The 26,541-nt window shown below is 68.0% G+C and carries 31 protein-coding genes; 12 read left to right on the top strand and 19 right to left on the bottom strand.

The genetic code is table 11. From position 1 onward, the window contains the following. Positions 1-69 precede the first annotated feature (69 nt). Genes nthA through ABIC90_RS15510 form a run of 3 tightly spaced genes read left to right on the top strand, consistent with a single transcriptional unit; the run spans position 70 to position 1,762 of the window. On the top strand, positions 70-738 hold the full coding sequence (gene nthA, locus ABIC90_RS15520; RefSeq protein WP_354355378.1) for a nitrile hydratase subunit alpha: 669 nt from the start codon (positions 70-72) through the stop codon (positions 736-738). Beyond that, the gene (gene nthB / locus ABIC90_RS15515; RefSeq protein ID WP_354355376.1) at positions 735-1,400 is read left to right on the top strand and encodes a nitrile hydratase subunit beta; all 666 of its coding nucleotides are present in this window, start codon (positions 735-737) and stop codon (positions 1,398-1,400) included. The genes nthA and nthB overlap by 4 nt, the downstream gene beginning before the upstream one ends. Then, complete coding sequence (locus ABIC90_RS15510) at positions 1,397-1,762, top strand: nitrile hydratase accessory protein (RefSeq protein WP_354355374.1); 366 nt, start codon at positions 1,397-1,399, stop codon at positions 1,760-1,762. Before nthB ends, ABIC90_RS15510 begins: the two co-directional genes overlap by 4 nt. 126 nt (positions 1,763-1,888) lie before the next feature. On the opposite strand, the gene ABIC90_RS15505 is transcribed toward ABIC90_RS15510, so the two are convergent. Together ABIC90_RS15505 and ABIC90_RS15500 are read right to left on the bottom strand one after the other, a co-directional pair. Continuing rightward, entirely contained in the window at positions 1,889-3,319 is a 1,431-nt protein-coding gene (locus ABIC90_RS15505) for an FAD-binding oxidoreductase (RefSeq protein WP_354355372.1), read from the bottom strand. Then, the gene (locus ABIC90_RS15500) at positions 3,316-3,732 is read right to left on the bottom strand and encodes a DUF2069 domain-containing protein (protein WP_354355370.1); all 417 of its coding nucleotides are present in this window, start codon (positions 3,730-3,732) and stop codon (positions 3,316-3,318) included. The genes ABIC90_RS15505 and ABIC90_RS15500 overlap by 4 nt, the downstream gene beginning before the upstream one ends. A 107-nt stretch (positions 3,733-3,839) precedes the next feature. On the opposite strand from ABIC90_RS15500, the gene ABIC90_RS15495 reads away from it, so the two are divergent. Next, the gene (locus tag ABIC90_RS15495; RefSeq protein ID WP_354355368.1) at positions 3,840-5,051 is read left to right on the top strand and encodes a YihY family inner membrane protein; all 1,212 of its coding nucleotides are present in this window, start codon (positions 3,840-3,842) and stop codon (positions 5,049-5,051) included. Between the two features lie 18 nt (positions 5,052-5,069). Here ABIC90_RS15495 and ABIC90_RS15490 read toward each other — a convergent pair whose 3' ends face one another. Continuing rightward, positions 5,070-5,408, bottom strand: coding sequence for an Mpo1-like protein (locus tag ABIC90_RS15490; protein ID WP_354355366.1), 339 nt, complete (start codon positions 5,406-5,408; stop codon positions 5,070-5,072). Positions 5,409-5,510: 102 nt separating this feature from the next. Here ABIC90_RS15490 and ABIC90_RS15485 point away from each other — a divergent pair, with 102 nt between their 5' ends. After that, positions 5,511-5,894, top strand: coding sequence for a thioredoxin family protein (locus ABIC90_RS15485; RefSeq protein WP_354355364.1), 384 nt, complete (start codon positions 5,511-5,513; stop codon positions 5,892-5,894). Between the two features lie 42 nt (positions 5,895-5,936). Here ABIC90_RS15485 and ABIC90_RS15480 read toward each other — a convergent pair whose 3' ends face one another. Next, positions 5,937-6,884 (bottom strand): LysR family transcriptional regulator, encoded by a 948-nt coding sequence (locus ABIC90_RS15480; RefSeq protein ID WP_354355362.1) that lies wholly within the window; start codon positions 6,882-6,884, stop codon positions 5,937-5,939. 113 nt (positions 6,885-6,997) lie between these two features. On the opposite strand from ABIC90_RS15480, the gene ABIC90_RS15475 reads away from it, so the two are divergent. Both ABIC90_RS15475 and ABIC90_RS15470 read left to right on the top strand, forming a co-directional pair. Further along, positions 6,998-8,464, top strand: a complete 1,467-nt coding sequence (locus ABIC90_RS15475) for a M20 family metallopeptidase (RefSeq protein ID WP_354355360.1) — start codon at positions 6,998-7,000, stop codon at positions 8,462-8,464. After that, positions 8,461-9,453, top strand: a complete 993-nt coding sequence (locus ABIC90_RS15470) for a Bug family tripartite tricarboxylate transporter substrate binding protein (RefSeq protein ID WP_354355358.1) — start codon at positions 8,461-8,463, stop codon at positions 9,451-9,453. Before ABIC90_RS15475 ends, ABIC90_RS15470 begins: the two co-directional genes overlap by 4 nt. Before the next feature lie 4 nt (positions 9,454-9,457). On the opposite strand, the gene ABIC90_RS15465 is transcribed toward ABIC90_RS15470, so the two are convergent. Next, positions 9,458-10,273, bottom strand: coding sequence for an alpha/beta fold hydrolase (locus tag ABIC90_RS15465; protein WP_354355356.1), 816 nt, complete (start codon positions 10,271-10,273; stop codon positions 9,458-9,460). Position 10,274: 1 nt separating this feature from the next. Further along, positions 10,275-11,585: an O-acetylhomoserine aminocarboxypropyltransferase gene (locus ABIC90_RS15460; RefSeq protein ID WP_206178115.1), complete on the bottom strand. Its 1,311-nt coding sequence runs from the start codon at positions 11,583-11,585 to the stop codon at positions 10,275-10,277. 162 nt (positions 11,586-11,747) lie between these two features. Here ABIC90_RS15460 and ABIC90_RS15455 point away from each other — a divergent pair, with 162 nt between their 5' ends. Next, complete coding sequence (locus tag ABIC90_RS15455; protein WP_013540276.1) at positions 11,748-12,203, top strand: CBS domain-containing protein; 456 nt, start codon at positions 11,748-11,750, stop codon at positions 12,201-12,203. Between the two features lie 24 nt (positions 12,204-12,227). Here the strand turns inward: ABIC90_RS15455 and ABIC90_RS15450 are convergent, their stop codons facing one another. After that, on the bottom strand, positions 12,228-13,205 hold the full coding sequence (locus tag ABIC90_RS15450; protein WP_354355353.1) for a Bug family tripartite tricarboxylate transporter substrate binding protein: 978 nt from the start codon (positions 13,203-13,205) through the stop codon (positions 12,228-12,230). 8 nt (positions 13,206-13,213) lie between these two features. Continuing rightward, on the bottom strand, positions 13,214-14,311 hold the full coding sequence (locus ABIC90_RS15445; RefSeq protein WP_354355351.1) for an adenosine deaminase family protein: 1,098 nt from the start codon (positions 14,309-14,311) through the stop codon (positions 13,214-13,216). 101 nt (positions 14,312-14,412) lie between these two features. Between ABIC90_RS15445 and ABIC90_RS15440 the strand changes: the two genes are divergently transcribed. Further along, positions 14,413-15,372, top strand: a complete 960-nt coding sequence (locus tag ABIC90_RS15440) for a LysR family transcriptional regulator (protein ID WP_354355349.1) — start codon at positions 14,413-14,415, stop codon at positions 15,370-15,372. A 15-nt stretch (positions 15,373-15,387) separates the two neighbouring features. Here ABIC90_RS15440 and ABIC90_RS15435 read toward each other — a convergent pair whose 3' ends face one another. From ABIC90_RS15435 to ABIC90_RS15420, 4 genes are all read right to left on the bottom strand, one after another. After that, the gene (locus ABIC90_RS15435; RefSeq protein WP_354355347.1) at positions 15,388-16,023 is read right to left on the bottom strand and encodes an N-acetyltransferase; all 636 of its coding nucleotides are present in this window, start codon (positions 16,021-16,023) and stop codon (positions 15,388-15,390) included. 7 nt (positions 16,024-16,030) lie between these two features. Continuing rightward, a complete protein-coding gene (locus tag ABIC90_RS15430) occupies positions 16,031-16,954 on the bottom strand; it encodes a universal stress protein (protein WP_354355345.1) in 924 nt (307 codons plus the stop codon). 233 nt (positions 16,955-17,187) lie between these two features. After that, positions 17,188-17,322: a hypothetical protein gene (locus ABIC90_RS15425; RefSeq protein WP_354355343.1), complete on the bottom strand. Its 135-nt coding sequence runs from the start codon at positions 17,320-17,322 to the stop codon at positions 17,188-17,190. A 100-nt stretch (positions 17,323-17,422) separates the two neighbouring features. Beyond that, positions 17,423-18,640 carry a polyhydroxyalkanoate depolymerase gene (locus ABIC90_RS15420; RefSeq protein ID WP_354355341.1) on the bottom strand — a complete coding sequence of 406 codons (1,218 nt, stop codon included), beginning with the start codon at positions 18,638-18,640 and terminating at the stop codon, positions 17,423-17,425. Positions 18,641-18,722: 82 nt separating this feature from the next. Here ABIC90_RS15420 and ABIC90_RS15415 point away from each other — a divergent pair, with 82 nt between their 5' ends. Then, the gene (locus ABIC90_RS15415) at positions 18,723-19,379 is read left to right on the top strand and encodes a glutathione S-transferase family protein (RefSeq protein WP_354355339.1); all 657 of its coding nucleotides are present in this window, start codon (positions 18,723-18,725) and stop codon (positions 19,377-19,379) included. Positions 19,380-19,395: 16 nt separating this feature from the next. On the opposite strand, the gene ABIC90_RS15410 is transcribed toward ABIC90_RS15415, so the two are convergent. The 5 genes from ABIC90_RS15410 to ABIC90_RS15390 all read right to left on the bottom strand — a co-directional run bounded on the left by ABIC90_RS15410 (position 19,396) and on the right by ABIC90_RS15390 (position 22,499). Continuing rightward, on the bottom strand, positions 19,396-19,743 hold the full coding sequence (locus tag ABIC90_RS15410) for a DOPA 4,5-dioxygenase family protein (protein WP_354355337.1): 348 nt from the start codon (positions 19,741-19,743) through the stop codon (positions 19,396-19,398). 7 nt (positions 19,744-19,750) lie between these two features. Continuing rightward, entirely contained in the window at positions 19,751-20,389 is a 639-nt protein-coding gene (locus ABIC90_RS15405; protein WP_354355335.1) for a DUF4166 domain-containing protein, read from the bottom strand. Next, entirely contained in the window at positions 20,386-21,390 is a 1,005-nt protein-coding gene (locus ABIC90_RS15400; RefSeq protein WP_354355333.1) for a class I SAM-dependent methyltransferase, read from the bottom strand. Before ABIC90_RS15400 ends, ABIC90_RS15405 begins: the two co-directional genes overlap by 4 nt. A gap of 20 nt (positions 21,391-21,410) precedes the next feature. Continuing rightward, the gene (locus ABIC90_RS15395) at positions 21,411-21,827 is read right to left on the bottom strand and encodes a thiol-disulfide oxidoreductase DCC family protein (protein ID WP_354355331.1); all 417 of its coding nucleotides are present in this window, start codon (positions 21,825-21,827) and stop codon (positions 21,411-21,413) included. A 69-nt stretch (positions 21,828-21,896) separates the two neighbouring features. Then, positions 21,897-22,499 carry a GbsR/MarR family transcriptional regulator gene (locus ABIC90_RS15390; protein WP_354355329.1) on the bottom strand — a complete coding sequence of 201 codons (603 nt, stop codon included), beginning with the start codon at positions 22,497-22,499 and terminating at the stop codon, positions 21,897-21,899. A 131-nt stretch (positions 22,500-22,630) separates the two neighbouring features. On the opposite strand from ABIC90_RS15390, the gene ABIC90_RS15385 reads away from it, so the two are divergent. Further along, the gene (locus ABIC90_RS15385) at positions 22,631-23,725 is read left to right on the top strand and encodes a PA0069 family radical SAM protein (RefSeq protein WP_354355327.1); all 1,095 of its coding nucleotides are present in this window, start codon (positions 22,631-22,633) and stop codon (positions 23,723-23,725) included. 84 nt (positions 23,726-23,809) lie between these two features. Continuing rightward, complete coding sequence (locus ABIC90_RS15380) at positions 23,810-24,316, top strand: gluconokinase (RefSeq protein ID WP_354355325.1); 507 nt, start codon at positions 23,810-23,812, stop codon at positions 24,314-24,316. A gap of 51 nt (positions 24,317-24,367) precedes the next feature. On the opposite strand, the gene ABIC90_RS15375 is transcribed toward ABIC90_RS15380, so the two are convergent. Then, complete coding sequence (locus ABIC90_RS15375) at positions 24,368-24,922, bottom strand: GNAT family N-acetyltransferase (RefSeq protein WP_354355323.1); 555 nt, start codon at positions 24,920-24,922, stop codon at positions 24,368-24,370. 4 nt (positions 24,923-24,926) lie between these two features. Further along, the gene (gnd, locus tag ABIC90_RS15370; protein WP_354355321.1) at positions 24,927-26,357 is read right to left on the bottom strand and encodes a decarboxylating NADP(+)-dependent phosphogluconate dehydrogenase; all 1,431 of its coding nucleotides are present in this window, start codon (positions 26,355-26,357) and stop codon (positions 24,927-24,929) included. Positions 26,358-26,541: the final 184 nt, after the last annotated feature.

Genomic DNA, 26,541 nt, shown 5'->3' with positions numbered 1-26,541 from the left:
GGTGGGGGTGTCTGGCGGGCCGGGGGCAGGGGGTCGAATTTTAAAGTGCGCGGGCTTAGCATGGTGGCCATGAGCCAAGACCACCCCTCCGCCAACCCCGTACACGGTCAGGGACACGATCACGGACAGGCCCACGATCACAGCGAACTCGGCGAAATGGATCTGCGGGTGCGCGCCCTAGAAAGCGTGCTCACCCAGAAGGGCTACATAGCCCCCGCCGCGCTCGACGCGCTGATCGACACCTACCAGACCCGCATCGGCCCGCGCAACGGCGCGCGGGTGGTGGCGCGGGCCTGGGTCGACCCGGCGTTCCATGACTGGCTGATGGCCGATGCCACGGCTGCCATCGCCTCTCTCGGCTACACCGGCCGGCAGGGCGAGCACATGGTGGCGGTGGAAAACACCGACGCGCAGCACCACATGGTCGTCTGCACCCTCTGCAGCTGCTACCCCTGGCCCGTGCTGGGCCTTCCACCCGCTTGGTACAAGAGCGCGCCGTACCGCTCGCGGGCCGTGAAGGATCCGCGCGGCGTGCTGGCCGATTTCGGCACGACGCTGCCGGAGACGACGCGCATCCGCGTCTGGGATTCGACCGCCGAGGTGCGCTATCTCGTGATTCCGCAACGGCCTGCGGGCACCGAGGGATGGAGCGAGGACGCGCTTGCCGCGCTGGTCTCGCGTGATTCGATGATCGGCACGCGGCTGGTGGAAGCGCCCGCCGCAAGGAGCCGCGCATGAGCTACGTCACGCACGCCGACCTCGGCGGCCAGCCTGGCTTCGGTTCGGTCACGCCGGAGCCTGAAGGCGAACTGTTCCATGCCAGCTGGGAGCCGCGTGCGTTGGCCCTCACGCTGGCCATGGGGGCGACCGGCTCATGGAACATCGACGCCAGCCGCGCCATGCGCGAGACGCTGCCGGACTACCGCAACCTGAGCTACTACCAGATATGGCTCGGCGCACTCGAGCAGTTGATGCTGCAGCGCAAGCAGGTCTTTCCGGACGAGCTCGCGGCGGGCGAGATGCACCATCCGGCCGCACCGCTGGCCCGCGTGCTGCAGGCTGTCGACGTTCCGTCCGTGCTGGCGAAGGGCTCGCCCACCGGGCGCCCCGAGAGGAGCCCCGCACGGTTCGCGACCGGGCAGACCGTGCGCATGCGTCTGGGCAAGGTCGACCATCACACGCGGCTGCCGGGCTATGTGCAGGGCAAGCGCGGCACGATCGCGCATGTCCATGGCGCGCACGTGTTCGCCGATGCGAACGCGCAAGGCCTGGGCGAGCAGCCGCAGTGGCTCTACACCGTGGTCTTCGACGAGGCCGAGCTCTGGGGCGAGCAGCCGGCGCCGCAGAACCTGTCGGTCTCGGTCGATGCGTGGGAGAGCTACCTGGAAGCCGTCGCATGACGGGCGGCATGCCGTCGGTGCCCGGCATGCCGCGCGATGCCGACGGGCCGGTGTTCAAGGAACCATGGGAAGCACAAGCCTTCGCGATGACGCTCGCATTGCACGAACGCGGCTTGTTCAACTGGGTGGAGTGGGCCGAGGCGCTGGCGGCGCAGATCGCCGCGGCGCAAGCCGCGGGCGACCCGGACACCGGCGACACCTACTACCGCCACTGGCTCGCCGCGCTCGAAGGGCTTGTGGCCCTGAAGGGTGTGAGTTCGGACGATGAACTCGCCCGCTACCGTCATGCGTGGGACCACGCGGCGGACCGCACGCCGCATGGGCAGCCGATCGAGTTGCGGGGCGAAGACTTTTCGCGCTGAGCGGCTCGTGTCTTGCTTCTTCCCCTCTGGTGGAAGGTTGGTAGGGGGCAGGCGGAGCGCCCAAGGGATACGCCGCGTGCCCCCACCCCGGCCCTCCCCCGGGAGGGGAGGGAGAAATGCAAAAACCTAGACGCGGATCACGCGCCCCGGGTTCAGCGTGTTCTTCGGATCCAGCCCGCGCTTGATCGCCCGCATCATCTCCAGCGCCACCGGCGACTTGTGCTTTTCGAGCTTGTCGATCTTGAGCGAGCCCACGCCATGCTCGGCCGAGAACGAACCGCCGAACTTCTCGACCGCGTCGTACACCAGCGTGTTGATGCGGTCCTCTTCGTTCTTCAGGAACGCCTTGGTGTCGATGTTCTCCGGCGCCTGCACGTTGTAGTGCAGGTTGCCGTCGCCCAGGTGCCCGAAGTTCACGAGGCGCACGCCGGCGATCTCGCGCTTGAGCAGCGCATCGGTCTCCGCCACGAAGGCCGGAATGCGCGACACCGGAATCGAGATGTCGTGCTTGATGTTCAGGCCTTCTTCGGCCTGCGCGAGCGGAATGCTCTCGCGGATGTGCCAGAGCTGGTGCGCCTGCGTGAGGTTCTCGGCCACCACCGCGTCGGTCACGCAGCCGTCTTCGAACGCCGTCTCCAGCAGCGCCTCGAAGCGGGCGCGCGCATGGTCTTCGGATTCGCTGTCGGAGTTCTCGAGCAGCACGCAGTACGGCACGGCCTCGTCGGCGATGAAGGGCACGCGCAGTTGCGGCATGTGCTTGTCGACCAGGCTCAGCGCGAACTTGCCCATCACCTCGAAGCCGGTGAGCCCCGCGCCCAGGTGCTTGTGCGCCAGGCCCAGCAGCGTGACCGCATGGTCCAGCGAGGGCACCGCGGCCCAGGCTGTGAGCTGCGCGGCCGGCAGCGGATAGAGCTTCATGGTCGCGGCGGTGATGATGCCCAGCGTGCCTTCGCTGCCGATCATGAGGTCGCGCAGGTCGTAGCCGGTGTTGTCCTTGCGCAGGCCGCTGGTGCCTTCCCAGATCTCGCCCTGCGGCGTGACCACTTCCAGGCCCAGGCACAGGTCGCGCGTGTTGCCGTAGCGAACCACCTGCGTGCCGCCCGCGTTGGTCGCGAGGTTGCCGCCGATGGTGCAGCTGCCTTCGGCCGCCAGGCTCAGCGGGAACAGGAAGCCTTGTTTCTCCGCCGCCTCCTGCAGCACCTGCAGGATGCAGCCGGCTTCGACGGTCATCGTGAGGTTGGCTGCGTCGATGGTGCGAATGGCATTGAGCCGCTGCAGGCTCAGCACCACCTGCGTGCCGCTGTCATCGGGAATCGATCCGACCGCCAGACCGGTGTTGCCGCCCTGCGGCACGATGGCCGTGCCGGCCGCGGCGCAGGCCTTGACCACGTCGGCCACCTGCTGCGCATTGGCAGGACGCACCACCGCCAGCGACTTGCCGCGCGAGCGCTTGCGCCAGTCCTGTTCGTACGCGGTGAGGTCGCCCTCGTTGAGCACATGCGTCGCGCCGACGATGGCGCGCAGTTGGTCGATCAATGCAGGGGCGGAAGAAGTCATTGGGCGGAAGCCTCCAGTTGGCGGGCAGCGGCGGCGGCCTTGGCGTGGCGCAGGCGCAATCGCACATGCCAGGCACAGGCCGCGAAGAGCACCAGGCACAGCAGCACCTCGACCAGCGCGAGCACTTGCCCCACGCCGTTGGTGTCGCTCCAGGCGCGCACCACGCCCTCGGTGAAATAGAGCCAGATCATCAGGCTGACCCAGCGGTACGTGTACATGCGGTTCTTGTAGAGCCCCGCGAGTGGAATGACCAGCGGCAGCACCTTGAGCGCCAGCAGCGAGCCGCCCGGCCGCAGCGGCGCCAGCCACAGTTCCCAGGCCAGGCCAAGCACGATCAGGCCGACGAGGCTGCCCACGGCAAACCAGCGGGTGGCGCGGACGGAGGAGGGGGGGAGAGGCGAATTGGGTTGCATGGGCGGACACCGCGGAACCGGCTTCGCCGGGCCGCTGGTGTTGCCCCCGGAAGGGGGTTGGCGCAGCGACACGAAGTGCGCGGAGACTGGGGGAGAGTTCAGATCCTATGATACCGGCCATGAATCGCAGGCAGCTTTGGAGGGATCTTTCGCGCTTTCCGTGGCGCAATACGGCAGCCGTGCTGGGCGAGCGTTTTCGCGAGGATCGCCTGGGCCTCACGGCCAGCAGCTTGACCTTCACAACGACCATCGCGATGGTCCCGTTCTTCACGGTGGCACTGGCCCTGTTCACCGTGTTCCCGATGTTCGCGACGATGCAGGGCCGCCTGCAGCGCTGGCTCATCGAGAGCCTGATCCCGGAGAACATCGCGCGCCAGGTGCTCGGCTATTTGAACCAGTTCGCGAGCAAGGCCAGCGGCCTGGGCATCGCGGGCCTGATCGTGCTGCTGATCACCGCCATTGCGCTGATCCTCACCATCGACAAGACGCTCAACAACATCTGGCGCGTGCCCCGGCCCCGGCCCTTTGCGCAGCGGGTGCTCATTTACTGGGCGACCATCACGCTGGGGCCGCTCATCCTGGCGGTGAGCCTGTCGACCACCTCGTATGTGTTCGCGGCCTCGCGCGACGTGGTGGGCGGCGCCATGGTGAAGCTGGCCTTCGACAGCCTCGAATTCCTGCTGCTGGGCGCCGGCATGGCCGCGCTGTACCACTACGTGCCCAACACCACCGTGCGCTGGTCGCATGCGTGGGCCGGCGGCATCTTCGTGGCCGCGGCCATCGAGATCGCCAAGCGCGTGCTGGGCTATTACCTGAGCCTGGTGCCGACGTACTCGGTGCTCTACGGCGCCTTCGCCACCTTTCCGATCCTGCTGGTGTGGATCTACGTGGCGTGGGTGATCGTGCTTCTGGGCGCGGTCATCGCCGCCTACTTGCCGAGCTTGCTGACGGGCGTGGCGCGCCGTGGCGGCGCGGCGGGGTGGCCGCTGCAGCTGGCGATGGAATCGCTGCAGCACCTGGCGCGCGCGCGGGCCACGCCGGCCAAGGGCATGGGCGCGGCCGAGCTGGTGACGCGCATGCGGGTGGACACGCTGCAACTCACGCCCGTGCTCGAAACGCTGGTCGGCCTCGACTGGATCGCCCCGCTGGCCGAGGAGCCCGCCAACGAAGACCCGCGCTACGTGCTGCTGGCCGACCCGTCCACGCCCATCGAGCCCTTGCTCCAGGCGCTGCTGATGCCGCGGGCGGAGCCGCTCGAAGACCTGTGGCAGAAGGGCCCGTTGCGGTCGCTGCGCCTGGGCGATGTGCTGTTGATCTAGGGCCGTGCTGGCCGCGACTCAGATCTTGACCTTGCCCAGCCAGATGTCCCGGTACATCGCCCAGTCGCCCATGAACGAATAGAGCGGCCGCTTGAAGGAGGCCGGCTTGTTCTTCTCGAAGCCGAAGTGCCCGACCCAGGCAAAGGCATAGCCCACAAGCACCCCGGCGAGCAGCCACCACGGGTTGCGCGTGACCACCAGCGCCACCAGGCACAGCAACGACAGCGTCGAGCCCGCGAAGTGCAGGCGGCGGCAGGTGCGGTTGGCGTGCTCGGTCAGGTAGAAGGGATAGAACTGCGCAAAGCTCTTGAAACGGCGCGGATCGACGGCAGATTCCGGGGCGGTCGTGGTGTTCATCGTGCGAGTCTCCTGTGCGCTGGAGGCGCCTTGTCCATAATAGCCACGACCTTGCGGCCGCACCACCCCGCGCCCGTATTCACACCTTCACCGCATCCGCCTTTGAACGCCATTCCAGCCGCCACCGATTCCGCCGAACCGGCCAGCGATGCGCCTTGGGTCGTGTGCCTGTGCGCCGAATGGTGCGGCACCTGCCGCGACTACCGGCCGCTGTTCGAGCAGGTGGCGCGTGCGCATCCGCAGTGGCGCTTTGCCTGGGTCGACATCGAAGACCATGCCGACATCGCCGATGCGTTCGATGTGGAAACCTTCCCCACGCTGCTGGTGGCCGGTGCCGACGGCACGCGTTTCCTCGGCCCGATGCTGCCGCATGCGGAAACGCTCTCGCGCATGCTCGGCGCCTTGCAGCCGCCGCAAGCCTCGAGCTTCGACGTCGATCTGCTGCTCGCGGTGCTCGACAAGAAGCCGGCGGCATTTCGGGTCTGATCCGGCCACCCGCAAGGGCCGATCAAGTTGATCAAGGGCTGATCAAGCGCCGCCGGCCGCCGGCCGCGCCCGACCCAGCTTGCGCCGTCCCGCGCTCCCGATGGCCTTCACCAGGTGCTGCACGAAGGCCTGCACCAGCGGAGACAGCGTGCGTCCCTCGAGTGCCAGCACCTGCAGCCGCCGCTGCTGCAGCGGCGCGTCCGCAAAGGGGCGCGCCACCACCATGCCCGCGTCGATCTGATGCGTCACCGTCAGGTGGCCGGAGAGCAGCACGTCCGTCGCGCCCATCAGCGGCATCAGCACCGACGAGAAATTGCTGATGAAGATCGCGCGGTATTGCAGCCCCTGCTCGCTGCAGGCCTGGTCGAAAAGCTGGCGCGTGGTCATGCCCTTGAGGCCCACCGCGAGCGGATAGCGAACTGCCTCCGCCGCATGAACCACGCGCTGCCGCGCGAGCGGGTGCTCGGGCCGAAGCACCGCGAACACCGGCGCGCTTGCCGAGTGCACGATCGCCAGCCCCGGTTCCGGCGCCACCACATACTTGAGCGCGATGTCGGTGTCGCCGCGCACGAGCATCGCGCTCACTTCGTCGGGCGCACCGACGTACAGCTCGATCTGGCTGCCGGGGTGCGCCGTCTGAAAGTCGCGCATCACCGCAGGCATGAAGTTGGGCGCGAACCCCTCGGTGCACGCCATGCGCACGCGGCTGGCCTCTTGTCCGCCGAGGCCGCGCACCTGCTCGATGACCTGGTCGGCATCGAGCTGCGCATTGCGCAGGTGCCCGGCGAGCCGCTCGCCCGCCGCAGTGAGCGCCATGCCTCGGGCGTGGCGGTCGAACAGCGGGGTGCCCAGGCTGTCTTCCAGCTTGGCGATCTGGCGGCTCACTGCCGAAGAGGCCACGAAGAGGCGCGCCGCCGCCTGGTTGACCGAGCCGCTGCGCGCCACTTCCAGAAAGTAGCGCATCGGCATGCTGAGGAGCGGGAGTGTCATGGCGAGAGGAGCATGTTGCCTTCAAGGCAATGGTAGCTTGCCAAAACGATGCTGGAAGCATTGCTCTTCTGGCCTTGTACTTGCAACACCGACAGAAGAACAGGAAACAGCCCATGTCACGCACCTCCAGCCTCGCCGCCGCCGCCAGCTATTTCGATGAAGGCGCCTTCTTTGCGGACCTGCAGCGCCGCGTCGCCTTTCGCACCGAAAGCGACACAGGCGCCGCCACGCCCGCGCTGGAGGCCTACCTGCGCGAGGAACTGATGCCGCCGCTGGCCGCGCTGGGTTTCGCCTGCGAGGTGATCGCCAACCCGGTGCCCGGCGGCGGCCCCTTCCTCATCGCGCGCCGCGTCGAAGACCCGGCCCTGCCCACGGTGCTCACCTACGGCCACGGCGACGTGGTGAGCGGCCAGGACGCGCAGTGGGACGAAGGCCTGGGCCCCTGGGCGCTGACGGTGCGCGGCGAGCGCTGGTACGGCCGCGGCACCGCCGACAACAAGGGCCAGCACAGCATCAACCTGGGCGGGCTCGCCGCCGTGCTCAAGGCCCGCGGCGGACGCCTTGGCTACAACATGACCTGGCTCATCGAGATGGGCGAGGAGGCCGCCTCGCCCGGCCTGCACGCGGTGTGCACGCAGCAGCGCGAGGCCCTGCGCGCCGACTTGCTGATCGCCTGCGACGGCCCCCGCGTGAGCGCCGAGCGGCCCACGCTGTTCCTGGGCTCGCGCGGCGCGGTCAATTTCAGCCTGCGGCTGCGCGCACGGCCGCGCGGCTACCACTCGGGCAACTGGGGCGGCGTGCTCGCCAACCCCGGCACGGTGCTGAGCCATGCGGTGGCGTCGCTGGTCGATGCGCGCGGCCGCATCCTGGTCGAGGCGCTGCGTCCGCCGGCGGTGTCGCCCGCGGTGCGCGAGGCGCTGGCCGGCATTGCCATCGGCGGCGGTGCGGACGATCCCGCGCTCGACGCCGGCTGGGGCGAGCCGGGCTTGAGCCCGGCCGAGCGGCTGGTGGCCTGGAACACCATCGAGGTGCTGGCGCTGGGCGCGGGCTCCGCGCAGCGTCCGGTGAACGCGATTCCCGCCGAGGCGGTCGCGCACTGCCAGCTGCGCTTCGTGGTCGGCACGCCCTGGCAGGACCTGCAGCAGATCGTGCGCCGGCACCTGGACGCGCACGGCTTCAACGAGGTCGGAGTTGAAGTCACCCTGGCCGGCGTCGCCACGCGGCTCGACGTGGAGAATCCCTGGGTCGGCTGGGCGCGCGCATCCATCGAACAGAGCAGCGGCCAGCATTTGGACCTGCTGCCGAACCTTGCAGGCTCGCTCCCCAACGACGTGTTCGCCGACCTGCTGGGCCTGCCGACACTGTGGGTGCCGCACTCGTACCCCGCCTGCGCGCAGCACGCCCCCAACGAGCACCTGCTGGCCCCGCTCGCGCGCGCGGGCCTGCAGATCATGGCCGGCCTCTACTGGGACCTGGGCGAGCAGGGCGACCAAGGCAAGGCACCATGGGCCGACGGCCGGCTGGCGCGCGCCGCATCTTCTCTTTCTTCTTCCTCCTCAACCACTGGCCACGCATCATGAAACTCACCGCTTCCCGCCGCACGGCCGGTCTTCTGCTTTGCGCCGCTTCGATCCTTCTGACGCTCGTCGTGCCGGCGCATGCGCAGAACGCCTGGCCCGAGCGGCCCGTCAAGCTGGTCGTGCCTTTTCCGCCGGGCGGCGGCACCGACATCGTGGCGCGGGCGATGGGGCAGGGCCTGTCGCAGCAGCTGGGGCAGCCGGTCATCATCGACAACAAGCCGGGCGCCTCCACCATCATCGGCACCGACGCGGTCGCCAAGGCGGCGCCGGACGGCTACACGCTGCTGCTGTCGGGCTCCACCAGCTACAGCGTGAATCCCGCGATGCGCGCCAGGCTGCCCTACGACCCGGTGCGCGACCTGTCGCCCATTGCCATCGTCGCGCGCACGCCGCTGGTGCTGGTGGTGGGCAACGGCACGCCGTGGCATTCGCTGCCCGAGCTCATCGCCGCCGCCAAGGCCAAGCCCAAGGGCATCCGCTACGTCACCTTCGGATCGGGCTCGGGGCCGCACCTGGCCGGCGAGCTGCTGGCGCTGGCGGCCGGCATCCAGCTGCAGGACATTCCGTACAAGGGCAGCAGCCAGGGCGCGATGGCCGTGATCGCCGGCGAGGTCGAGATCGGCATCGACACCGTGGCCTCCGTGGCGCCGCATGTGCGCTCGGGCAAGCTGCGCGCGCTGGGCATCGTGGGCGCCACGCGCTCCAGCATGCTGCCGGAGGTGCGCACGCTGGCCGAGCAGGGGCTGCCCGACGCCACCTTCGACGCCTGGTACGGCTTTGCCGCGCCTGCCCGTACGCCGGCGCCGGTGATCGACAAGCTGACGCGCGCGGTCACCGCCACCATGGGCAGCGCCGCGCTGCAGTCGCAGTTGCGCGCACAGGGCATGGAGCCCGTGGTGATCGGCGCTGGGGCCTTCCGCCAGCAGATGGAAGGCGAGATCTTGCGCTACCGCGCGCTGGCGCACCGCGCGGGCATTGCGGCGGAATAAAGCGTCAGGCCGACGGGGCGCTCACGAAGTCGCGCAGGGCAAACAGCGTTTCGTCCGGCGCCTCGCTCATCAGCGCGTGCCCCGCACGCACCGTCACCACCCTGGCGTTGCGGGCCTTGGCGACCAGCGTCCTGGTGGCGCGCTGCGGGGTCATCTGGTCGGCATCGCCGAGCAGGAAGAGCACCGGGCACTGCACGGCTTCGATGGCGGCTTCGCCGCTCGCATAGTCGTTGCAGGCCTTGAAGCCGATGTGGAACACGTTGTGTTCGCGGTTGCTCGCGAGCACGCGGCGCATGAGCGCGCGCGAACTTCCGTAGAGCCAGGTGCCGGGGCCCAGCGACGAAGGCGGCGGCGCGAGCAGCGAATGCGAGAAGGTATTGACCATCGCGATCGCGCGCTGCGGATCGTTGAGCGCGCCGTCCAGCAGCGCGGGCGACACCACCATCGGATACGCCGTGCCGACCAGCGCCAGATGCGTCACCCGACCGGGTGCGCGCGCGGCGACCTCCAGCGCGATCAGCGAGCCGAAGCTGTGGCCGACCAGCGCGGCCTTTTCCACGCCGGCCGCATCGAGCAACGCGACGACGAACTGCGCGGCCTCTTCCACGCTCGCCGGCGGCGGGCCTTCGCTCTTGCAGTGGCCGGGCAGGTCGAGCGCCAGCACGTTCCAACCGTGGTTGGCGAACCAGCGGCTTTGCAGGATCCACACGCTGTGGTCGTTGAGCACGCCGTGGATGAACACCACGGTCGGCTTGGCCGCATCGAAAGCCTTGCCGCCGGTGTAGCAATAGGTGGTGTGGCCGTTGACGGTGTAGTGCATGTCAGGCACCCGCCTTTTCCGCGGCCTTCAGCGCGCGCTTGAGGTCGTCGATCAGGTCGGCCGGGTCTTCCAGGCCGATCGACAGGCGGATCGTGCCTTGCGAAATGCCCGCGCCCGCCAGCGCCTCGTCGGTCATGCGGAAGTGCGTGGTGCTCGCGGGGTGGATCACCAGGCTGCGGCAGTCGCCCACGTTGGCCAGGTGGCTGAAGAGCTTGAGCGCCTCGATGAAGGCCTTGCCCTGCGTGCGGCTGCCCTTGATGTCGAAGCTGAACACCGCGCCCGCGCCGCGCGCGCCATGACGCAGCAGCTTCTGCGCGAGCGCGTGGCTGGGGTGCGATTCGATCAGCGGATGCCCCACGCGCGAGACGAACGGATGGCTCGCGAGGAACTCGACCACCTTCTGCGTGTTGTCGATGTGCCGCTCCATGCGCAGCGGCAGCGTCTCGATGCCCTGCAGGATCAGCCATGCCGTGTGCGGGCTCATCGAGGCGCCGAAGTCGCGCAGGCCTTCGCGGCGCGCGCGCAGCAGGAAGGCGCCGACGGTGCTTTCCTCGCTGAACACCATGTTGTGGAAGCCGTCGTAGGCCTGCGTGAGTTCGGCGAATTTGCCGGACTTCTCCCAGTCGAAGCTGCCGCCATCCACCACCACGCCGCCGATCACCGTGCCATGGCCCGAGAGGAACTTGGTCGCCGAGTGATAGACCAGGTCGGCGCCCCAGTCGAAGGGCTTGATGAGGTAGGGCGAGGTCAGCGTCGAATCGACCAGCAGCGGCACGCCGGCTTCGTGCGCGATGTCGCTCACGGCGGGAATGTCGAGCACGTCCAGGCCCGGATTGCCCACGGTCTCGCCGAAGAAGAGCTTGGTCTCGGGCCGCACCGCGGCGCGCCAGCCGTCCAGGTCGCCGGGCTTGACGAATGTGGTCTCTATGCCGAAGCGCCGCATCGTGTAGTGCAGCAGGTTCTGCGAGCCGCCGTAGAGGGCGGTGCTCGCCACGATGTGCGAGCCCGCGCCCATCAGCGTGGCGATCGACAGGTGCAGCGCCGCTTGGCCGCTGGCGGTGGCAATGGCGCCGATGCCGCCTTCGAGCGCCGACACCCGCTGCTCCAGCACCGCATTGGTCGGGTTGCTGATGCGCGAATACACATGGCCCGCGCGCTCCAGGTTGAAGAGCGCCGCTGCATGGTCGCTGGACTCGAAGACGAAGGAGGTGGTCAGGTGGATGGGCACCGCCCGGGCGCCGGTGGCGGGGTCGGGCGAGGCGCCGGCGTGCAGCGCAAGGGTGTCGAAACCGGGGTCCGAATAACCGGGCATGGAGGCCTTTCTGTTGTCTCTTCGCAATGCCCCCGCAATGCCCGGTTACGTCTGCAGGACACGCGTGGGCGACAGGGGCGTTCAGGTCGGCGTCGATTGTGGGCTATATTCAAAATCGGCACGCCGCCGAGATGGACAACAGAAGTCCGAGAGGAGCACACGATGAAAGTCAGCGACATCCTTCGCGTCAAGGGCAACACGCTCTTCACCATCACGCCAGATGACCTGCTGGCAGAAGCCGCCACCACCATGGCGGAAAAAGACATCGGCTCCCTGGTGGTCATGGAGCACGGCGACCTGGTCGGCATGCTCACCTTCCGCGAAGTCATCGTGGCCATCGTCAACAACGGCGGACAGGTCGGGACCACGCTGGTGCGCAAGGCCATGGACGACGCCCCCGTCACCTGCACGCTGGAAACCGACCTCGACGAAATCCGCCGCATCATGCTGGAGCGCCACGCGCGCTACATGCCCGTGATGGACAAGCGCATGCTGATGGGCGTGATCAGCTTCTACGACGTGGCCAAGGCCGTGGTGGACAGCCAGAACTTCGAGAACAAGATGCTCAAGGCCTACATCCGCGACTGGCCGGCGGAAGACGAGAGCAAGACCGGCTGATCTGCCGCCTCGCGGCAGGCAACATCACTCCTTGATGTTGGCGGTCTGCACGATCTTCTGATTGCGCGTGTATTCGGCTTGCACGAACTTGCCGAACGCCTCGGGCGTGCCGCTGCCCGGCAGTGCGCCTTGCTCCATCAGCTTGGCGCGCACGCCTTCCTCCTGCAGCACCGCATTGAGTTCCTGGTTGATCTGCGCGACCACTGCCGGCGGCGTTTTCGCGGGCGCGAAGATGCCGGTCCAGCTCACCATGTCGAAGCCCTTCAGGCCCGGCATCTCGTCGAAGGTGGGCACGCCGGGCAGTGCGGCCAGCCGCTTGTTGCTGGTGATGCCCAGCGCCTTCAGCCGCTTGCCGTTCACATGTGGGATCGCGCTGGTGCTCACCAGCATCGCGAGGTCGACCTGGTTGCCGATCACGTCGGTGGCAATTTGCGCACCGCCGCGGTAGGGCACATGCGTGACGAAGATGCCGCTGCGCTCCTTGAGCAGTTCCATTGCCAGCTGCAGCACGGTGCCCACGCCCGAGGTGGCGTAGTTGTACTGGCCGGGCTTGGCCTTGGCGAGCTTCACGAAGTCGGCGAAGGTCTGCGCCTCCAGGCCGGGCCGCGCGACCAGCACCATCGGCGCGGTGTTGAGCAGGCCCACCGGCGCCAGGTCTTTCAGCGGATCGAAGCGGAAGGCCGTCGGGTTGACCAGCTTGCCGATGGCGATCGCGCTGTCCGGCCCGACCACCAGCGTGTAGCCGTCGGGCGCCGCATTCACGGCCTTGGCCACGCCGATGGCGCCGCCCGCGCCGCTCACATTCTCGATCACCACCGACTGCTTCAGCCGCTCGCCGAGCCGCTGGGCGACCAGGCGCGCGTTGACGTCCACGCTGCCGCCGGCCGTGTAGGGAACGATCAGCGTGATGGGCTTGGCGGTGGGCCATGCCTGTGCGAGCGCAGCGGTGGGCAATGCCGCGCAGATTGCAGCGGCAAGAAGAAGGCGGCGGGGCGTGTTCATGGCGTGGTTCATTCGAAGGTGGAGGGCGTGGGTTCGGTGTCGAGGCGGGCGCGCAGCGTGTCGAAGGCCTCGCCCCACTGCGTGCGCCATTCGCGGCGCTGCGTGTCGTCTATCCATGCGCCGTCCAGGCCGTTGTGCATGAAGCCGCGCAGGTCGTCCAGGCTGAATCCGAAGTCGCGCACCATCATCAGCCAGGCCCCCGTGGGCGTGACCTGGTGCAGCGTCGGATCGTCGGTGTTGGGATGGATGAGCAAGCCCAGGCCGGGCATGCGGCGGATCGGGTGGTCCAGCGCCCAGCGCTCGGGCGGCAGCGTGCGCAGGTAATACGAATTCGTCGGCACCACGGTAAAGAGCACGCCGCGCTCGGCGCACTGGCGCGCGAAGTCGGGCTGGTCGACCACCGTGTAGCCGTGGTCGATGCGGTCCACCTGCAGCACGTCGAGCGCGGTGCGCACGTTGGTCCAGGGCATGCCGAATTCGCCCGCGTGCGCGGTGGTTTTGAGGCCCGCCTTCTTCGCCGCGGCATAGGCTTGGGTGAAAAGTTCGGGCGGCCTGTCGTTCTCGCGGTAGTCGATGCCGATGCCGATCACCTCATCGCAGCGGTGCGCGACGACCCACTCCATCATCTCCACCGCCGCCTCGGGGCTGGCCTCGCGGTCGATGGCGGCGATGAGCCGTCCGGTGATGCCGAATTCCAGCTGCGCGTCTTGGATCGCGCGGACGATCGCGGCCTGCGCCATCGCGTAGGGGATGCCGGAGGCATGCACCGTGCCGGTCGGGTTCCAGAAGAACTCCGCGTAGCGCACGTTGTGCGAGGCTGCGTCCTGCAGGTATTCGAGCGTGAGCTGGTACAGGTCGCCCGGGCCGCGCACCAGTTGGGCGTCGAGCGCACGCAGCACGCGCAGCACGCCGACCGGCTTTTCGCCGCGCGTGTAGAAGCCCTCGATCTCGTCGGCCGCGAGCGGCGCGCCGGCGCGCAGGTTCAGCTGCTTGAAAGTCTCGTGGCGCACCGTGCCGAACAGGTGGCAGTGCAGCTCGACCTTGGGGATGGCGCGAAGGAACGATTCCAGCGTGAAGGCGGGCGAGGTGGGGGCGGCGCTGTTCATGCGGACCAGTCTAGGCAGTGAAGCCTCATAAGGAAAATTTTGAATTTCTATAATTTGATTCACTGAATCAATAACCGGAAGCCACAACCGGGAGGACACCCATGGCCACCTTGCCCCTGCCTTTGCGTGCGCTCACGCTGCGCCAGCTGCAGTTCTTCTCGGTGCTGGTCGAAGAGGGGCAGTTCGGCCGCGCCGCACGTCGCCTGGCCATCACGCAGCCTGCGCTCAGCAACGCCATCAAGCAGATGGAAAAGCTGCTCGGCGCCGAGCTGTTGACCCGTTCCACCCGCCGCCTCGAACTCACGCCCGTGGGGGCCGAGGTGCTGGCGCGCACCGACTTTTTGGTCAACACCTTCGAGGTGGCGCTGCGCGACATCGAGAGCACGGTGCAGCGCGGTCGCGCCTTCGTGCGCATCGGCGTGATCCCTTCGGCCAGCGCGCGCGTGGCTGCGGCCGTGAGCGAATTCCTGGCGAACGGCCCGCGCGAAGTCGAACTGGCCTGGCGCGATGCGCCGTCCACCACGCTGCTCACCGAATTGCGCAGCGGCCAGCTCGACATGGCGGTCGCCGCCATCACCGAGCCGCCGGGCGGCCTGACCTGCATCGACCTGTTCCGCGATCCGCTGGTGCTGGTGGTGCGGCGCGATCATGCGCTGGCGGCGGCCGGCGATGCGACCTGGGAGGCCATCGGCCGCGAGCGCCTGGTGCTGTTCGAGAGCGGCAGCATGCCGGCGCTGGGCAACCCGGCGCGCGCCCAGTTCGCGCAAGGCGCACAGCCCTACCGCGTGAGCTATTCGGAAACGCTCTACGCGCTGGTGCGCAGCGGCCAGGCGCTGGGGCTCATGCCGCGCCTGTACACCTCGTCGCTGCGCGACCCCGAACTGGCGGTCGTGCCGCTGCTGAAGCCGCGCATCGAGCGCCGCGTGGTGCTGGCGTACATGCCGGGGCCGATGCGCAATGTGGTGGCGCAGGAACTCATCGCGTACCTGCGCGACAAGCTGCCGCAGGCCGGCGAAGTGACTGTTCGGCGGATGACCAAGGGGACGCGTGCGCGGCGATAGGCCGCCTCACCAAGGTCAGCGCATCTGTGCTTCCCGCTTGAACCGCTCCAGCGTCCACCCGTTGCCCAGCAGGAACATGCGCGTGTGAAGCGCGCCGAGCGTGGCGTCATCGATTGAGGGGCCGAGGTAGGTCAGGACCTTCTCCCGCAGATCCACGAACCCGGCTTCGTACCGATCGGCGAGCTTGTGCCAGAGCGCATTGGCGCCCGGTGATTGCCGCGCGCCGCTCATCAGGCAGATGCCGCTGCCGAGCGCCCACCGATAGACCGCCGTGGCCAGCCCGCGCCGCTGGTAGGCCGGGTCGTACTGCGAGTGCGGTGCCCTGACATGCCGGTCGGCCCTGCGCCCGAGTTCGATCAGCCGGTTGAAGACGGTGTAGCCGACCAGGCGCTCGCAGCGGACATCCTCGACGTACACATACAGCTCGCCATCGGCTTCGCGGTAGCGCACACGCAGGTCGGGGTCGTGCGGGTCCGGCAGATGCAGGTCCTGCAGGCGGTCGCCCAACGCGCGCATGCGTTCGTAGACAGGTGTCAGCGGCTCGGCCGGTCTACCCTTCTTCGGGTCGACGTCGATGCGCAGTTCGACAGGGCGCAACGCCCATGCAGGGAGTGCGTCGACGAATGGCGATGGGCGCAATACGAATGCCATGTCGCCCTCACTGCTGCTTCAAAGCCGGCGCCGGTGCGCCATGCGGCACAGGCTCGGCCTTGACGGGTGATGCCACGGCGCTGACGCGCGGCACCACGAGCACGTCGCTCGCCGACCATCGCAGCACGCGCTGCGACACGCTGCCGAACACGAAGTCGACGATGGCCGAGCGCCCGTGCTTGCCCACCACCAGGAGCTCCGCGTTCGAGTGCTGCTGCTGCACCGTCGCCTGCCGCGCCGGGTCGCCATGGCCGATGGCCGAGAGGACGCGGTTGCGCCGCGCGGTCGAGGAATCGGACAGCGAGAGCATCCGCTCGCGTGCATGCCGCGCGCAGGCATGGCGCAGCGACTTGATGGCGTAGTCGGACACGTCGGCGTAGCGCATCTTGCCTTCGTGCAGCGTGTTGAGTGCGTGGAACAGCTCGACCTCGGCATTGCCGTCGAAGGCCCAGGCCAGTTCGACCAGATGCCGCGATGCATCCGTGAGGTCGACCGCCACCAGGATGCGCCGGTAGCGCGTGGCCGCATCGAGCCGCGCGACCAGCACCGGCTTGCGCACGGCGCGCAACAGGCGCTCCACGGGCTGTCCGCGGAAGAAGGCGAGAGCGCAGGTGTCGCGGTCGTCGCCGACCACCAGCAGGTCGCTCCAGCGCGATTCTTCGGCGACGGCTTCGAGCCGCCCGCTGACGTTGTCGACCCTCTTGATCAAGATGCCGAAGCCCTCGGCCATCTCGATGGCCAGGCCGGCCAAGTGGCGCGTGGCATGCGCGGCGATTTCGGTGGCTCCAGTGGCCCTGGTGGCGAATGAAGCGGGCGCGTACATGAGCTTCAGGAGCGCGCCGTGTTCCGCGGCAATCGATGCCGCGCGGCAAACCGTGCGATGGCCCCGCGCGGACAGGTCGGTGATCGCGAGGATGGATTGGATGTGCATGCGTGTGTTCCTTCCGCAGGAGAAAGCAGGCCGCGCGGCCACGGCAGCGAACCTGATGTGGTTGCAGCTGCTGTGGCGGCGAGCCGGAAGACCGGGTGGGGGCGGCGAGAGCGCGACCGTGCGCGAATGCAACCCGTCAGCCCGTCAGGGACGAGCGGCGGGTGCTACCACGCGGGGCTGTGTTGGCCCGACGGTCGATGGATGCGCTTTAAAGGGGAGGCTGACCGCCGGGCTCAGGGATGTGCGAGGGTCAGCTCTGACCGTGCCGCCACCGCCGCATGCGCGACCGCACGCGATTCGCTCGACGCCAGCGACTCTTGGTCGACTGGAGAGCGGTTCTTGCTGCGGATGAAAGCCTTGCGTTGCATGGCCCCGAGTGTAGGAAGGCCTGCGCGGAACCGCAATCAATGGCCCCGCACCCTCTGCCAGATTGCAGGACTGCGGCATTGCAAAGAGGAGGCTGCGGCCTCAGTGCAACTCGGCCGCCGCGTGGATGGTCTCACGCACCCGCGGATAGATCTGCGCGTTCCACTTGCTGCCGCTGAACACGCCGTAGTGGCCCACACCGGCCTGCAGGTGGTGCGTCTTGAGGTACGGGCGAATGCCGGTGCAGAGGTCTTGCGCCGCCACCGTCTGTCCGACCGCGCAGATGTCGTCGCGCTCGCCTTCGACCGTCAGCAGCGCGGTGCGTCGGATCGCGGCGGGGTTCACCGTGCGGTCGCCCACGGTGAGCACGCCGCGCGGCAGGTCGTAGGTCTGGAACACGCGTTCCACCGTCTCCAGGTAGAACTCGGCGGGCAGGTCGTTCACGGCCAGGTACTCGTCGTAGAAGTTGCCGATGGTGTGGGCCTTCTCGAGGTCGCCTTCGACGAGGTGCGTGAACATGTCCTGGAACTGCTTCTTGTGGCGCTCGGGGTTCATGCTCATGAAGGCCGAGAGTTGCAGGAAGCCCGGGTACACGCGCCGCATGGCGCCCGCATGCGGCCACGGCACATGGCTGATGAGGTTGCGGCGGAACCATTCGATGGGCTTGCTGGTGGCCAGCACGTTCACGCCCGTGGGGTTGATGCGGCAATCGACCGGCCCCGCCATCAGCGTGAGGCTGCGCGGCGTGGCGGGGTTGTCGTCTTCGGCCATGAGTGCGGTGGCGGCCAGCGCGGCCACGCAGGGCTGGCATACCGCCACCATGTGCCCGCCGGGGCCGATGGCCTCCAGGAACCGGATGAGCTGCAGCGTGTAGTCGTCCAGGCTGAAGCCGCCATGCCAGAGCGGCACGTCGCGCGCGTTGTGCCAGTCGGTCAGGTACACGTCGTGGTCGCGCAGCAGGGTGCGCACGGTTTCGCGCAGCAGCGTCGCGAAATGGCCCGAGAGTGGTGCAACCAGCAGCACGGGCGGGTGCACCGCGCCGATGTCCTTGCGGAAATGCAGCAGCGTGCCGAAGGGCGAGATCAGGGTTTTTTCTTCGTGCACAGGCACTTGCGCACCGTCGACCGTGACGCTGTCGATGCCGTAGGCGGGCCGCGAGTGGGTCAGCCGCATGCGCGAGAACACCTCGAACTGGGCGGCCAGGCGCCGCGCCATGGTGCGGTCGGTGCCGTCCTTCCAGAGCGCCTTGCTCCAGTACTGGGCCGCGAGCCGGGCTGGCGAGAGCAGGTCGGATTGGTTCTGATAGGCCCGGTACAGCATGCAACAGGCGCAGGCAAGTTGCGGGCCAGCCGGGTGGCATGGCGCTTGCACGCAGCAACGCAACGTCCCAAGGAGCTTCCCGATGGCCAAACCCGTTCTCACCATCAGCAGCAAGAACTACGGCGCGTGGTCGCTGCGCGGCTGGCTGATGTGCAGGCTGGCGGGGCTGGACTTCAGCGAGAAGATCATTCCCCCCGACGATCCGGCCATGAAGGCCGAGATGCTGCTGCTTTCTTCGTCGATGCTGGTGCCTTCGCTGCAGCACGGCGGCGTGAAGGTGTGGGACACGCTGGCCATCGGCGAATACCTCAACGAGATCAAGCCCAAGGCCGGGCTGCTGCCTGACGACGTCGCGGCCCGCGCCCATTGCCGCGCCATTTGCGGCGAGATGCACTCGGGCTTCAGCTCGATGCGCGGCGCGCTGCCGATGAACATCAAGGCCCACTTCAAGAACTTCAAGGTGTGGTCGCGCGCCCAGGCCGACATCGACCGCATCGTCGCCATCTGGCGCGAATGCCTCAAGGCCTACGGCGGGCCGTTCCTGTTCGGCAAGCAGCCGGGCATGGCCGATGCGATGTATGCGCCGGTGGTCACGCGTTTCCTCAGCTACGACGTGGCGCTGGACAGCACCTGTGCGGCCTACTGCAAGCGCGTGATGGAACTGCCGGCAATGAAGGAATGGGTGGCTGCCGCGAAGCAGGAGCCCGAAGAAATCGACGAGCTCGACGCGGAGTTCTGATTCGGCTTCGGGTTCTCTAGCGCCGAAACATCCGCAGGTCGAGCGCGCTTTCTTCGCCCAGCCACATCGCATGCGCGGTGTGATCGGCGAGGTCGTCGCCCGTCACGCCGTGCACGAAGATGTCGAGCCCGTTGCGGTTGGCCTCCAGCCATGCGATGACCTGGTCGAACTCCGCCGCATCGAAGGCCAGCTGGCAGCTCCAGTGCGGGTGCGGGCCCACGAGCCGCTCGTGGACGCGGCCCACGACCACCATCAATTCCCGCCCCGCGCGCTCGCAGAGTTCCCGCGCCTGCGCCACCGTGTCGGGCGCGAAGTAGACGTGGGCGGGGTACTGGGGATAGAGGTTTTCGGGGCGGCGCGGCATGGTGCGCTCATTGTGGACCGGGGCTGGCCGCCGGGCGCGCGTCCAGGTGAAATCGCCCGCTGTAGCGGAACACGTCGCCGAACCAGCGGTGGCGCAGCAGCATCTTCATCGTGAAGCACTCGGGGTCCGTGGGGTCGGGGCGTTCCTCGACGTAGGCGGTGCCCAGAAAAATGCCCAGGGGCAAGGGAATGCGGAGGCCCGCAATGCGCCAGATGTAGCCCCGGTCGCGGAACACCAGCGCGCCGTCTTCGGCGCTCACGCCCAGGCGCATGCCGATGCCGAAACGAACGTATTCGATCACCTCGGCACCGTGCGCGGCGGTGTGCGCCATGTGCGAGCGAAAGTGAAAGGGCGGCCGGCCTTCGAAGTGGAAGACGCGGTCCCAGTAAAGAAGGGCGTTGTCGGGCCGGCAGCGGTAATGCACCTCGATCGGCACCTCGGTGCCGGTGTAGGGCACCAGCGCGCCGAACAGGCGGCCCAAAGGCATCAGCAGCGCCGCCCAGGGCGCGTGATGCACCTCGCTCATCGTGCCGCGAACGCAGACGTAGTCGTTTGAAAACGGCGCCATCGCGTAGTGCCTGCGGATCACTTCGCCCAGCCGTTCCCAGGCCGGGCCCAGCGCCTGCTGGAACACGGGTTGCGTCATCGTGCCGCCGCTGCAGCAGCGCCTTCGCCGCCGCCGCTTCGCCTGGCCGTGACCATCGCGTAGTCGAAGTCTCGCCAGAACATGCCCAGGGCCAGCGCGCAGTAGCTCGCCACGATGTGCTTGCGCCGCCACGGGCTCAGCCGGCCGCGCGCCTTCCAGAGTTCGACCAGCGCAAAGCGCGTGGCCAGCACCGGAATATGCAGCGCGCTGGGCGCGACACGCCAGCGCAGCGACTTGAACGCGATGTCCTCGAAGCCGTTGTCTCGCAGCGCCGCGGTGAAGTCCTCGCGCGTGGCGAGCGTGGGCACCGCCCAGCTGTCGGCCCAGAGGCGATGCAGCCAGCCGGCGATGCGGCCGGGCTTGCGCCGCAGCAGGAAGCCGTCGACCACCACCAGCCGCGCGCCGGGCTTGAGCAGGCGCGCGGCCTCGCGCACGAAGTCGGCCTTGGCGGTGCCTTGGGCATAGCAGGCGCTCTCCAGCGCCCAGGCGCCGTCGGCCTGGGCGGCGGGCAGTCCGGTGCGGGTGTAGTCGGCTTCGATGTGGGCCAGTCGGTCGGCCACGCCGGCTGCGGCATCCAGGCGCGCCGAGATGCGGTTCTGCACCGGCACGTTGGTGACGGTGACCGCGTAGAGCGATGCGTCGTCGCCCACCAGCGTGCGCGCGGTGGCGCCGGCGCCGCAGCCCATGTCGATCACGCAGCGCCGGCGGCCCGCGGCGGGCGGTGTGTCGCCCAGTCGCAGCGCGCGGCCGACGGCGCGGTTCATTTCCACCAGCATGCCTTCGCGGCGCAGCGGATTGAGGCCGGCACGCCAGAAGCCGAAATGCATGTTGTAGCTGGGGCTCCAGGCGCTGTAGTCGACGGCGACCTCGGTGAAGTAGTCCCGCGTGTCGTCGGCCGTGACCGGCGCGCCCGCAAGGTGCGCGGGCACTCCTGGCGCTGCGGGGGCCTGCGGTGCGCAGGACGAAGGCACGCGGAACTCGGTCTGGAAGACGTTGAGCATCGAGGCGCTTTCAAAAAGCTTCAAAGACGGCAGTGGTCGTCGGCACAGGTGTTCGGCGCGATGGCGCCGCGGCCCGCGAGCCGTGCGACCAGCCAGCGCGGCAAGCGGTAGCGGTTGCGGGCGAGCACGGCATAGGCGCGGTCGGCCAGCGCGCCGACGACCGGCAGGTCGAGCAGCAGCCCGCCGGAGGGCTGGCCCACTGCCGCGCGGCAGGCACGGATTGCCGCCACGCCGCTGAGCACGCGGCCTTCGGCGTCGACCGTGTGCATGGCGGTCATCAGCGACTGGCGCGGTGCCGGGCCGCCGGAAAAGCCGGCGGGCGAGCAATCGACCAGGTCCAGCCGGCCGTCGGCGTCGCGCGCCTTCATGGCGCCCATTTCGGCCACGCACAGCGGGCAGGTGGCGTCGTAGTAAACGGTGAGCGGGTAGGCGGTCATGGTGTTCCTGGTGTTCTCGGCTCTCGATATTTCAGTCAAAACAGAAATAGATGGGCAAAAAAAGTGCGCTCAGATCATCGGCAGGCTGGCGTGGTGCGCGTCCGGATCCTCCCCCCTGCCGGCAGGCGCGGATGGGGTGGAAGGCGCCGCATCCCCGCGCACGAACTTCTGCACGCTGGCCCCCAGCGTCAGTACCTTGTCGAGCGTGCCGGGCGAGAGCCGCAGCATTTCGTCGGCCCAGGTGGCGAGCTTGTCCATGAGTTCCATGGTCGAGCGGATGCGGTCTTGCGCATCGGCCGGCTCGTTCTGGAAATCGGGGCTGGACACCAGTTCGCGCAGCACGCGGATGGTGGGGTCGAATTCGCGCTCCTTGCGCTCGCGCACCACGGTGCGAAAAAGCTCCCACACGTCCACGCTGGTTTCGAAATAGTCGCGCCTGTCGCCCAGGATGTGGGTAACGCGCACGAGGTTCCAGGCCTGCAGTTCCTTCAGGCTGTTGCTGATGTTGGAACGCGCCACGCCCAGCGTGTCGCACAGCTCCTCGGCATGCATCGGCTTGCCATGGGCGAAGAGCAGGGCGTGTATCTGCGAGACCGTGCGGTTCACGCCCCACATGGAGCCCATTTCGCCCCAGTGGACGACGAACTTGCGTTGAATTTCTGTGAGTTCCATGGCGTCGAGTCTAGGATTTCCTGAATTTCTGTCAATACAGAAATTAGGAGAAGAGAAAAACACCACCGCGCCATCGTGAACGGTGGAATACTGTATGAATAAACAGTAAATTCCAGATCCAAGGATTTGCCATGCCCGCTGCCCAGATACCCATCCACCTCATCAAGGGCCGAGGTGCGGCCACGCGGCTGGCACACCGTTTCTCCACCGACGAGCGCAATGCCTTCGACGACGGCTGGGGCACGCTCGAAGAAGGCGCCGCCGAAGCCGAGCAATTGATGCCTCTGGCCACCGAGGTGCGCTTCGAAGACGTGAAGTCGGTGCTCACCGAAAACGATTCGCCCGACATTCACTTCGACCGCGCACTCAACCCGTACCGCGGCTGCGAGCATGGCTGCATCTACTGCTTTGCGCGGCCCACGCACAGCTACCTGAACCTCTCGCCCGGCCTGGACTTCGAGACCAAGCTCATCGCCAAGCGCAACATCGTCGACGTGCTGCGCGCCGAGCTCGGACGCAAGAGCTACAAGCCCAGCTACATCGCGATCGGCACCGCCACCGACTGCTACCAGCCCATCGAGCGCGAACTGCGGCTCACGCGCTCGGTCATCGAACTGCTGAACGAAGTGCGGCACCCGTTCGCGCTGGTCACCAAGTCGAGCGCTGTCGAGCGTGACCTCGACCTGATCGCGCCCATGGCCGCCGACCGCCTGGCCGCCGTGTACATCACCGTGACCACGCTGGACGGCGAACTCGCCCGCAAGCTGGAGCCGCGCGCCGCCGCGCCGCACCGGCGCCTGCGCACCATCCGCACCCTGGCAGAGGCGGGCGTGCCCGTGGGAGTGAGCGTGGCGCCGCAGATTCCCTTCGTGACCGAAGACATGGAGCATGTGCTCGAAGCCGCCTGGGAGGCCGGTGCGCGCAGCGCCTTCTACACGGTGGTGCGGCTGCCCTGGGAAGTGGCGCCGCTCTTCAAGGAATGGCTCGCGCTGCATTACCCGCAGCGCGCGGACCGCATCATGGCGCGCATCCACGAGATGCGCGGTGGCAAGGACTACGACGCCGATTTCGCCACGCGCATGAAGGGCTCGGGCCTGTGGGCCGACCTGATCCACCAGCGCTTCCAGAAGGCCACGAATCGCCTGGGTTTCAACCGCGAGCGCATTGCGCTGGACACCGCCGCGTTCCGGCCACCGGGGGCGGTGGGGCAGGGCAACCTGTTCTAGGCGCCAAAGAGAATCCGGAGGCGGTAGATTCAAGCTTGCTGCCGCCATGTCTTCGGCAGTGGCGCTTGAACAGGATGGATGCATATGGACGGGGTCTGGCTGGTGGTGATGGGTGTGTCGGGATGCGGCAAATCGAGCCTGGGCGCGGCGCTGGCCACCACCTTGCGCCTGCCGCTGATCGAGGGCGACGATCACCACCCGCCGTCGAACGTCCGGAAGATGAGCCAGGGCATCGCGCTGACCGACGAAGACCGCGCCGGCTGGCTGGCCACGCTGGGCCGCGCGCTGGCCGATGCGCCGCAGGGCGCGGTGCTGACCTGCTCGGCGCTCAAGCGCAGCTACAGGGCCCAGCTGCGCGCGGCCGCGCCGGGGCTGCGCTTCGTGTTCATGGCGATCGAGCGGGCCGAGTCCGAGCGCCGGGTTGCCGCGCGGGCCGGGGCGGGGGCGCACATGTTTCCGGCGAGCCTGGTGGCCAATCAGTTCGCAACGCTCGAATCGCCTGTGGGCGAGGCGGGTGTGCTGGAGGTGGATGCGACCGCGCCGTTGGGGCAGGCCGTGGCCCGGGTCGAAGCCTGGCTTGCTGCTGGCTGAATGCTCTGCTGGCTTCAGCGCCCCAGTGAGCGTGCCCTGAACCGCAGCGCCTCAGGTAGCGGGCGCATCCAGCGCAAGCCGCAGCCGCGTGACCTTCGGGTCGCCCGGATCGCGCTGTAGCCTGAAGCCCAGCTTGCGCGCCAGCGCGAGCATGCCGGTGTTGTCGTAGAGCGTGATGTCCTCCAGCTGCTCCACGCCGGCGGCCCTGGCCGCATCGATGAGCTTGCGCATGAGCTTCAAGGCAATGCCGTGGTGTTGCCACGCATCCGCGATGACCACGGCGAACTCGGCGATGTGCGCGCTCGCCGGTGTTTCGCCACGCACATAGCGCGCCACGCCCATCTGTTCTTCCTGGCCGTCGACCCCGGTGGTTGCGATCAGGGCCAGCTCGCGCAGGTAGTCGATATGGGTCATGCGCCACAGCTCGTCGGGCTGGGGCTTGCGCGGCGACAGCAGGCGGCGGTAGCCGGTTTCGCGCGACAGGCCCGCCACGAAGGCCGTGTGCAGGGCCAGATCGTCGGCGCGGATCGGGCGGATCCGCACCGGCGTGCCGTCGCTCAGTTGCCAGTCCTCGACCAGGTGGCTGGGGTCGTCGAGGGCCGGCATGGCATCAGCCGATGACCTCAGGCCAGTCCGTGTGGAAGAACTGGCCCTCGGGCTTGTCGGTGCGCTCGTAGGTGTGGGCACCGAAGAAGTCGCGCTGCGCCTGCAGCAGGTTGGCCGGCAGCCGCTCCGTGCGGTAGCTGTCGTAGTACGCCAGCGATGCGCTGAAGGCCGGCACCGGAATGCCGTTGCTCACCGCCAGCGCCACCACTTCGCGCCAGTTCTGCTGCGTGCGGTTCAGCAAGTCCTTGAAGAAGGGGTCGAGCATCAGGTTCGCCAGCGCCGGGTCGGTGCGGAAGGCGTCGGTGATGCGGTTCAAAAAGCGCGCGCGAATGATGCAGCCGCCGCGCCAGATCGCCGCGATGCGGCCGAGGTCGAGCTTCCACTCCTTCTTGTCGCCCATCGTCTTGATGAGGTCGAAGCCCTGCGTGTAGCTGATCGCCTTCGACGCGTAGAGCGCGTCGTGCACCTTGGCCACCAGCGCCTTCTTCTCCAGGGACAGTTCGACCTTCGGCCCCTGCAGCACCTTGCTCGCCGCCACGCGCGCCTTCTTCTGCGACGAGAGCACGCGCGCCTCGACGGCGGCGTTGATGGTGCTGATGACCACCGCGTTCTCGGCCGCATTGATCAGCGTCCACTGGCCCGTGCCCTTCTGGCCGGCCTTGTCCAGGATCATGTCGACGATCGGCTGGCCCGTTTCGGGGTCCTTCTGTTCCAGCGCCTTGGCGGTGATCTGGATCAGGTAGCTCTGCAGCTCGCCGTCGTTCCATTCGTTGAAGATGGCGGCCATCTCGTCGGTCGTGAAGCCCGCGGCCTTGAACAGGCTGTAGGCCTCGCAGATGAGCTGCATGTCGCCGTACTCGATGCCGTTGTGCACCATCTTCACGTAGTGGCCCGCGCCGCCCGGGCCGATGTGGATCACGCAAGGCTCGCCGTCCACCTTGGCCGCGATGCTCTCGAAGATCGGCTTCATCACTTCCCAGGTGGAAAGCGGCCCGCCCGGCATGATCGAAGGCCCCTTGCGCGCGCCTTCTTCTCCGCCCGAGACGCCCGCGCCGATGAAGCGCAGGCCTTTGCCCGACAGGTACGCGTCGCGGCGCTCGGTGTCGGTGTAGAGGCTGTTGCCGCCGTCGATGACGATGTCGTCCTTGTCCAGCAGCGGAATGAGTTGTTCGATCACCTGGTCCACCGGCGCGCCGGCCTTGACCATGATCTGGATCTTGCGGGGCTTGGCCAGGCTTTGAACGAATTCTTCGAGCGTCTTCGCGCCCACCAGCTTCTTGCCGGGGTTCGCGGCGACGAAGGCCTCGGTGGTGGCCTCGGTGCGGTTGTAGACGCTGACCTGGAAGCCGCGGCTTTCCACGTTCAGCACCAGGTTTTGGCCCATCACGGCCAGGCCGATCAGTCCGAAATCGCTTTTCTTGCGCGTGTCGCTCATGTGGTTCGGGGCCCTTCTTGCGTGTGCGGTTGAAGACGGTAAGTCAGGGCGGCCATTGTGCCGGGGGCCGTCGCCGCATGCGCTCGAATCGCGTCAATACCCGCTCGCGCCTTCACGCCTTGGGGAGCGCGAACTCCTCGGCGCTGAAAACCGTATGGAACACGCTGCCGTCGAACATCTCCAG

The sequence above is a fragment of the Variovorax boronicumulans genome (genome assembly GCF_040544675.1).
GTDB lineage: Bacteria > Pseudomonadota > Gammaproteobacteria > Burkholderiales > Burkholderiaceae_C > Variovorax > Variovorax boronicumulans_D.
Note: the sequence above shows the minus strand (reverse complement) of the source record. Positions and strands in the feature narration are given on the sequence as shown.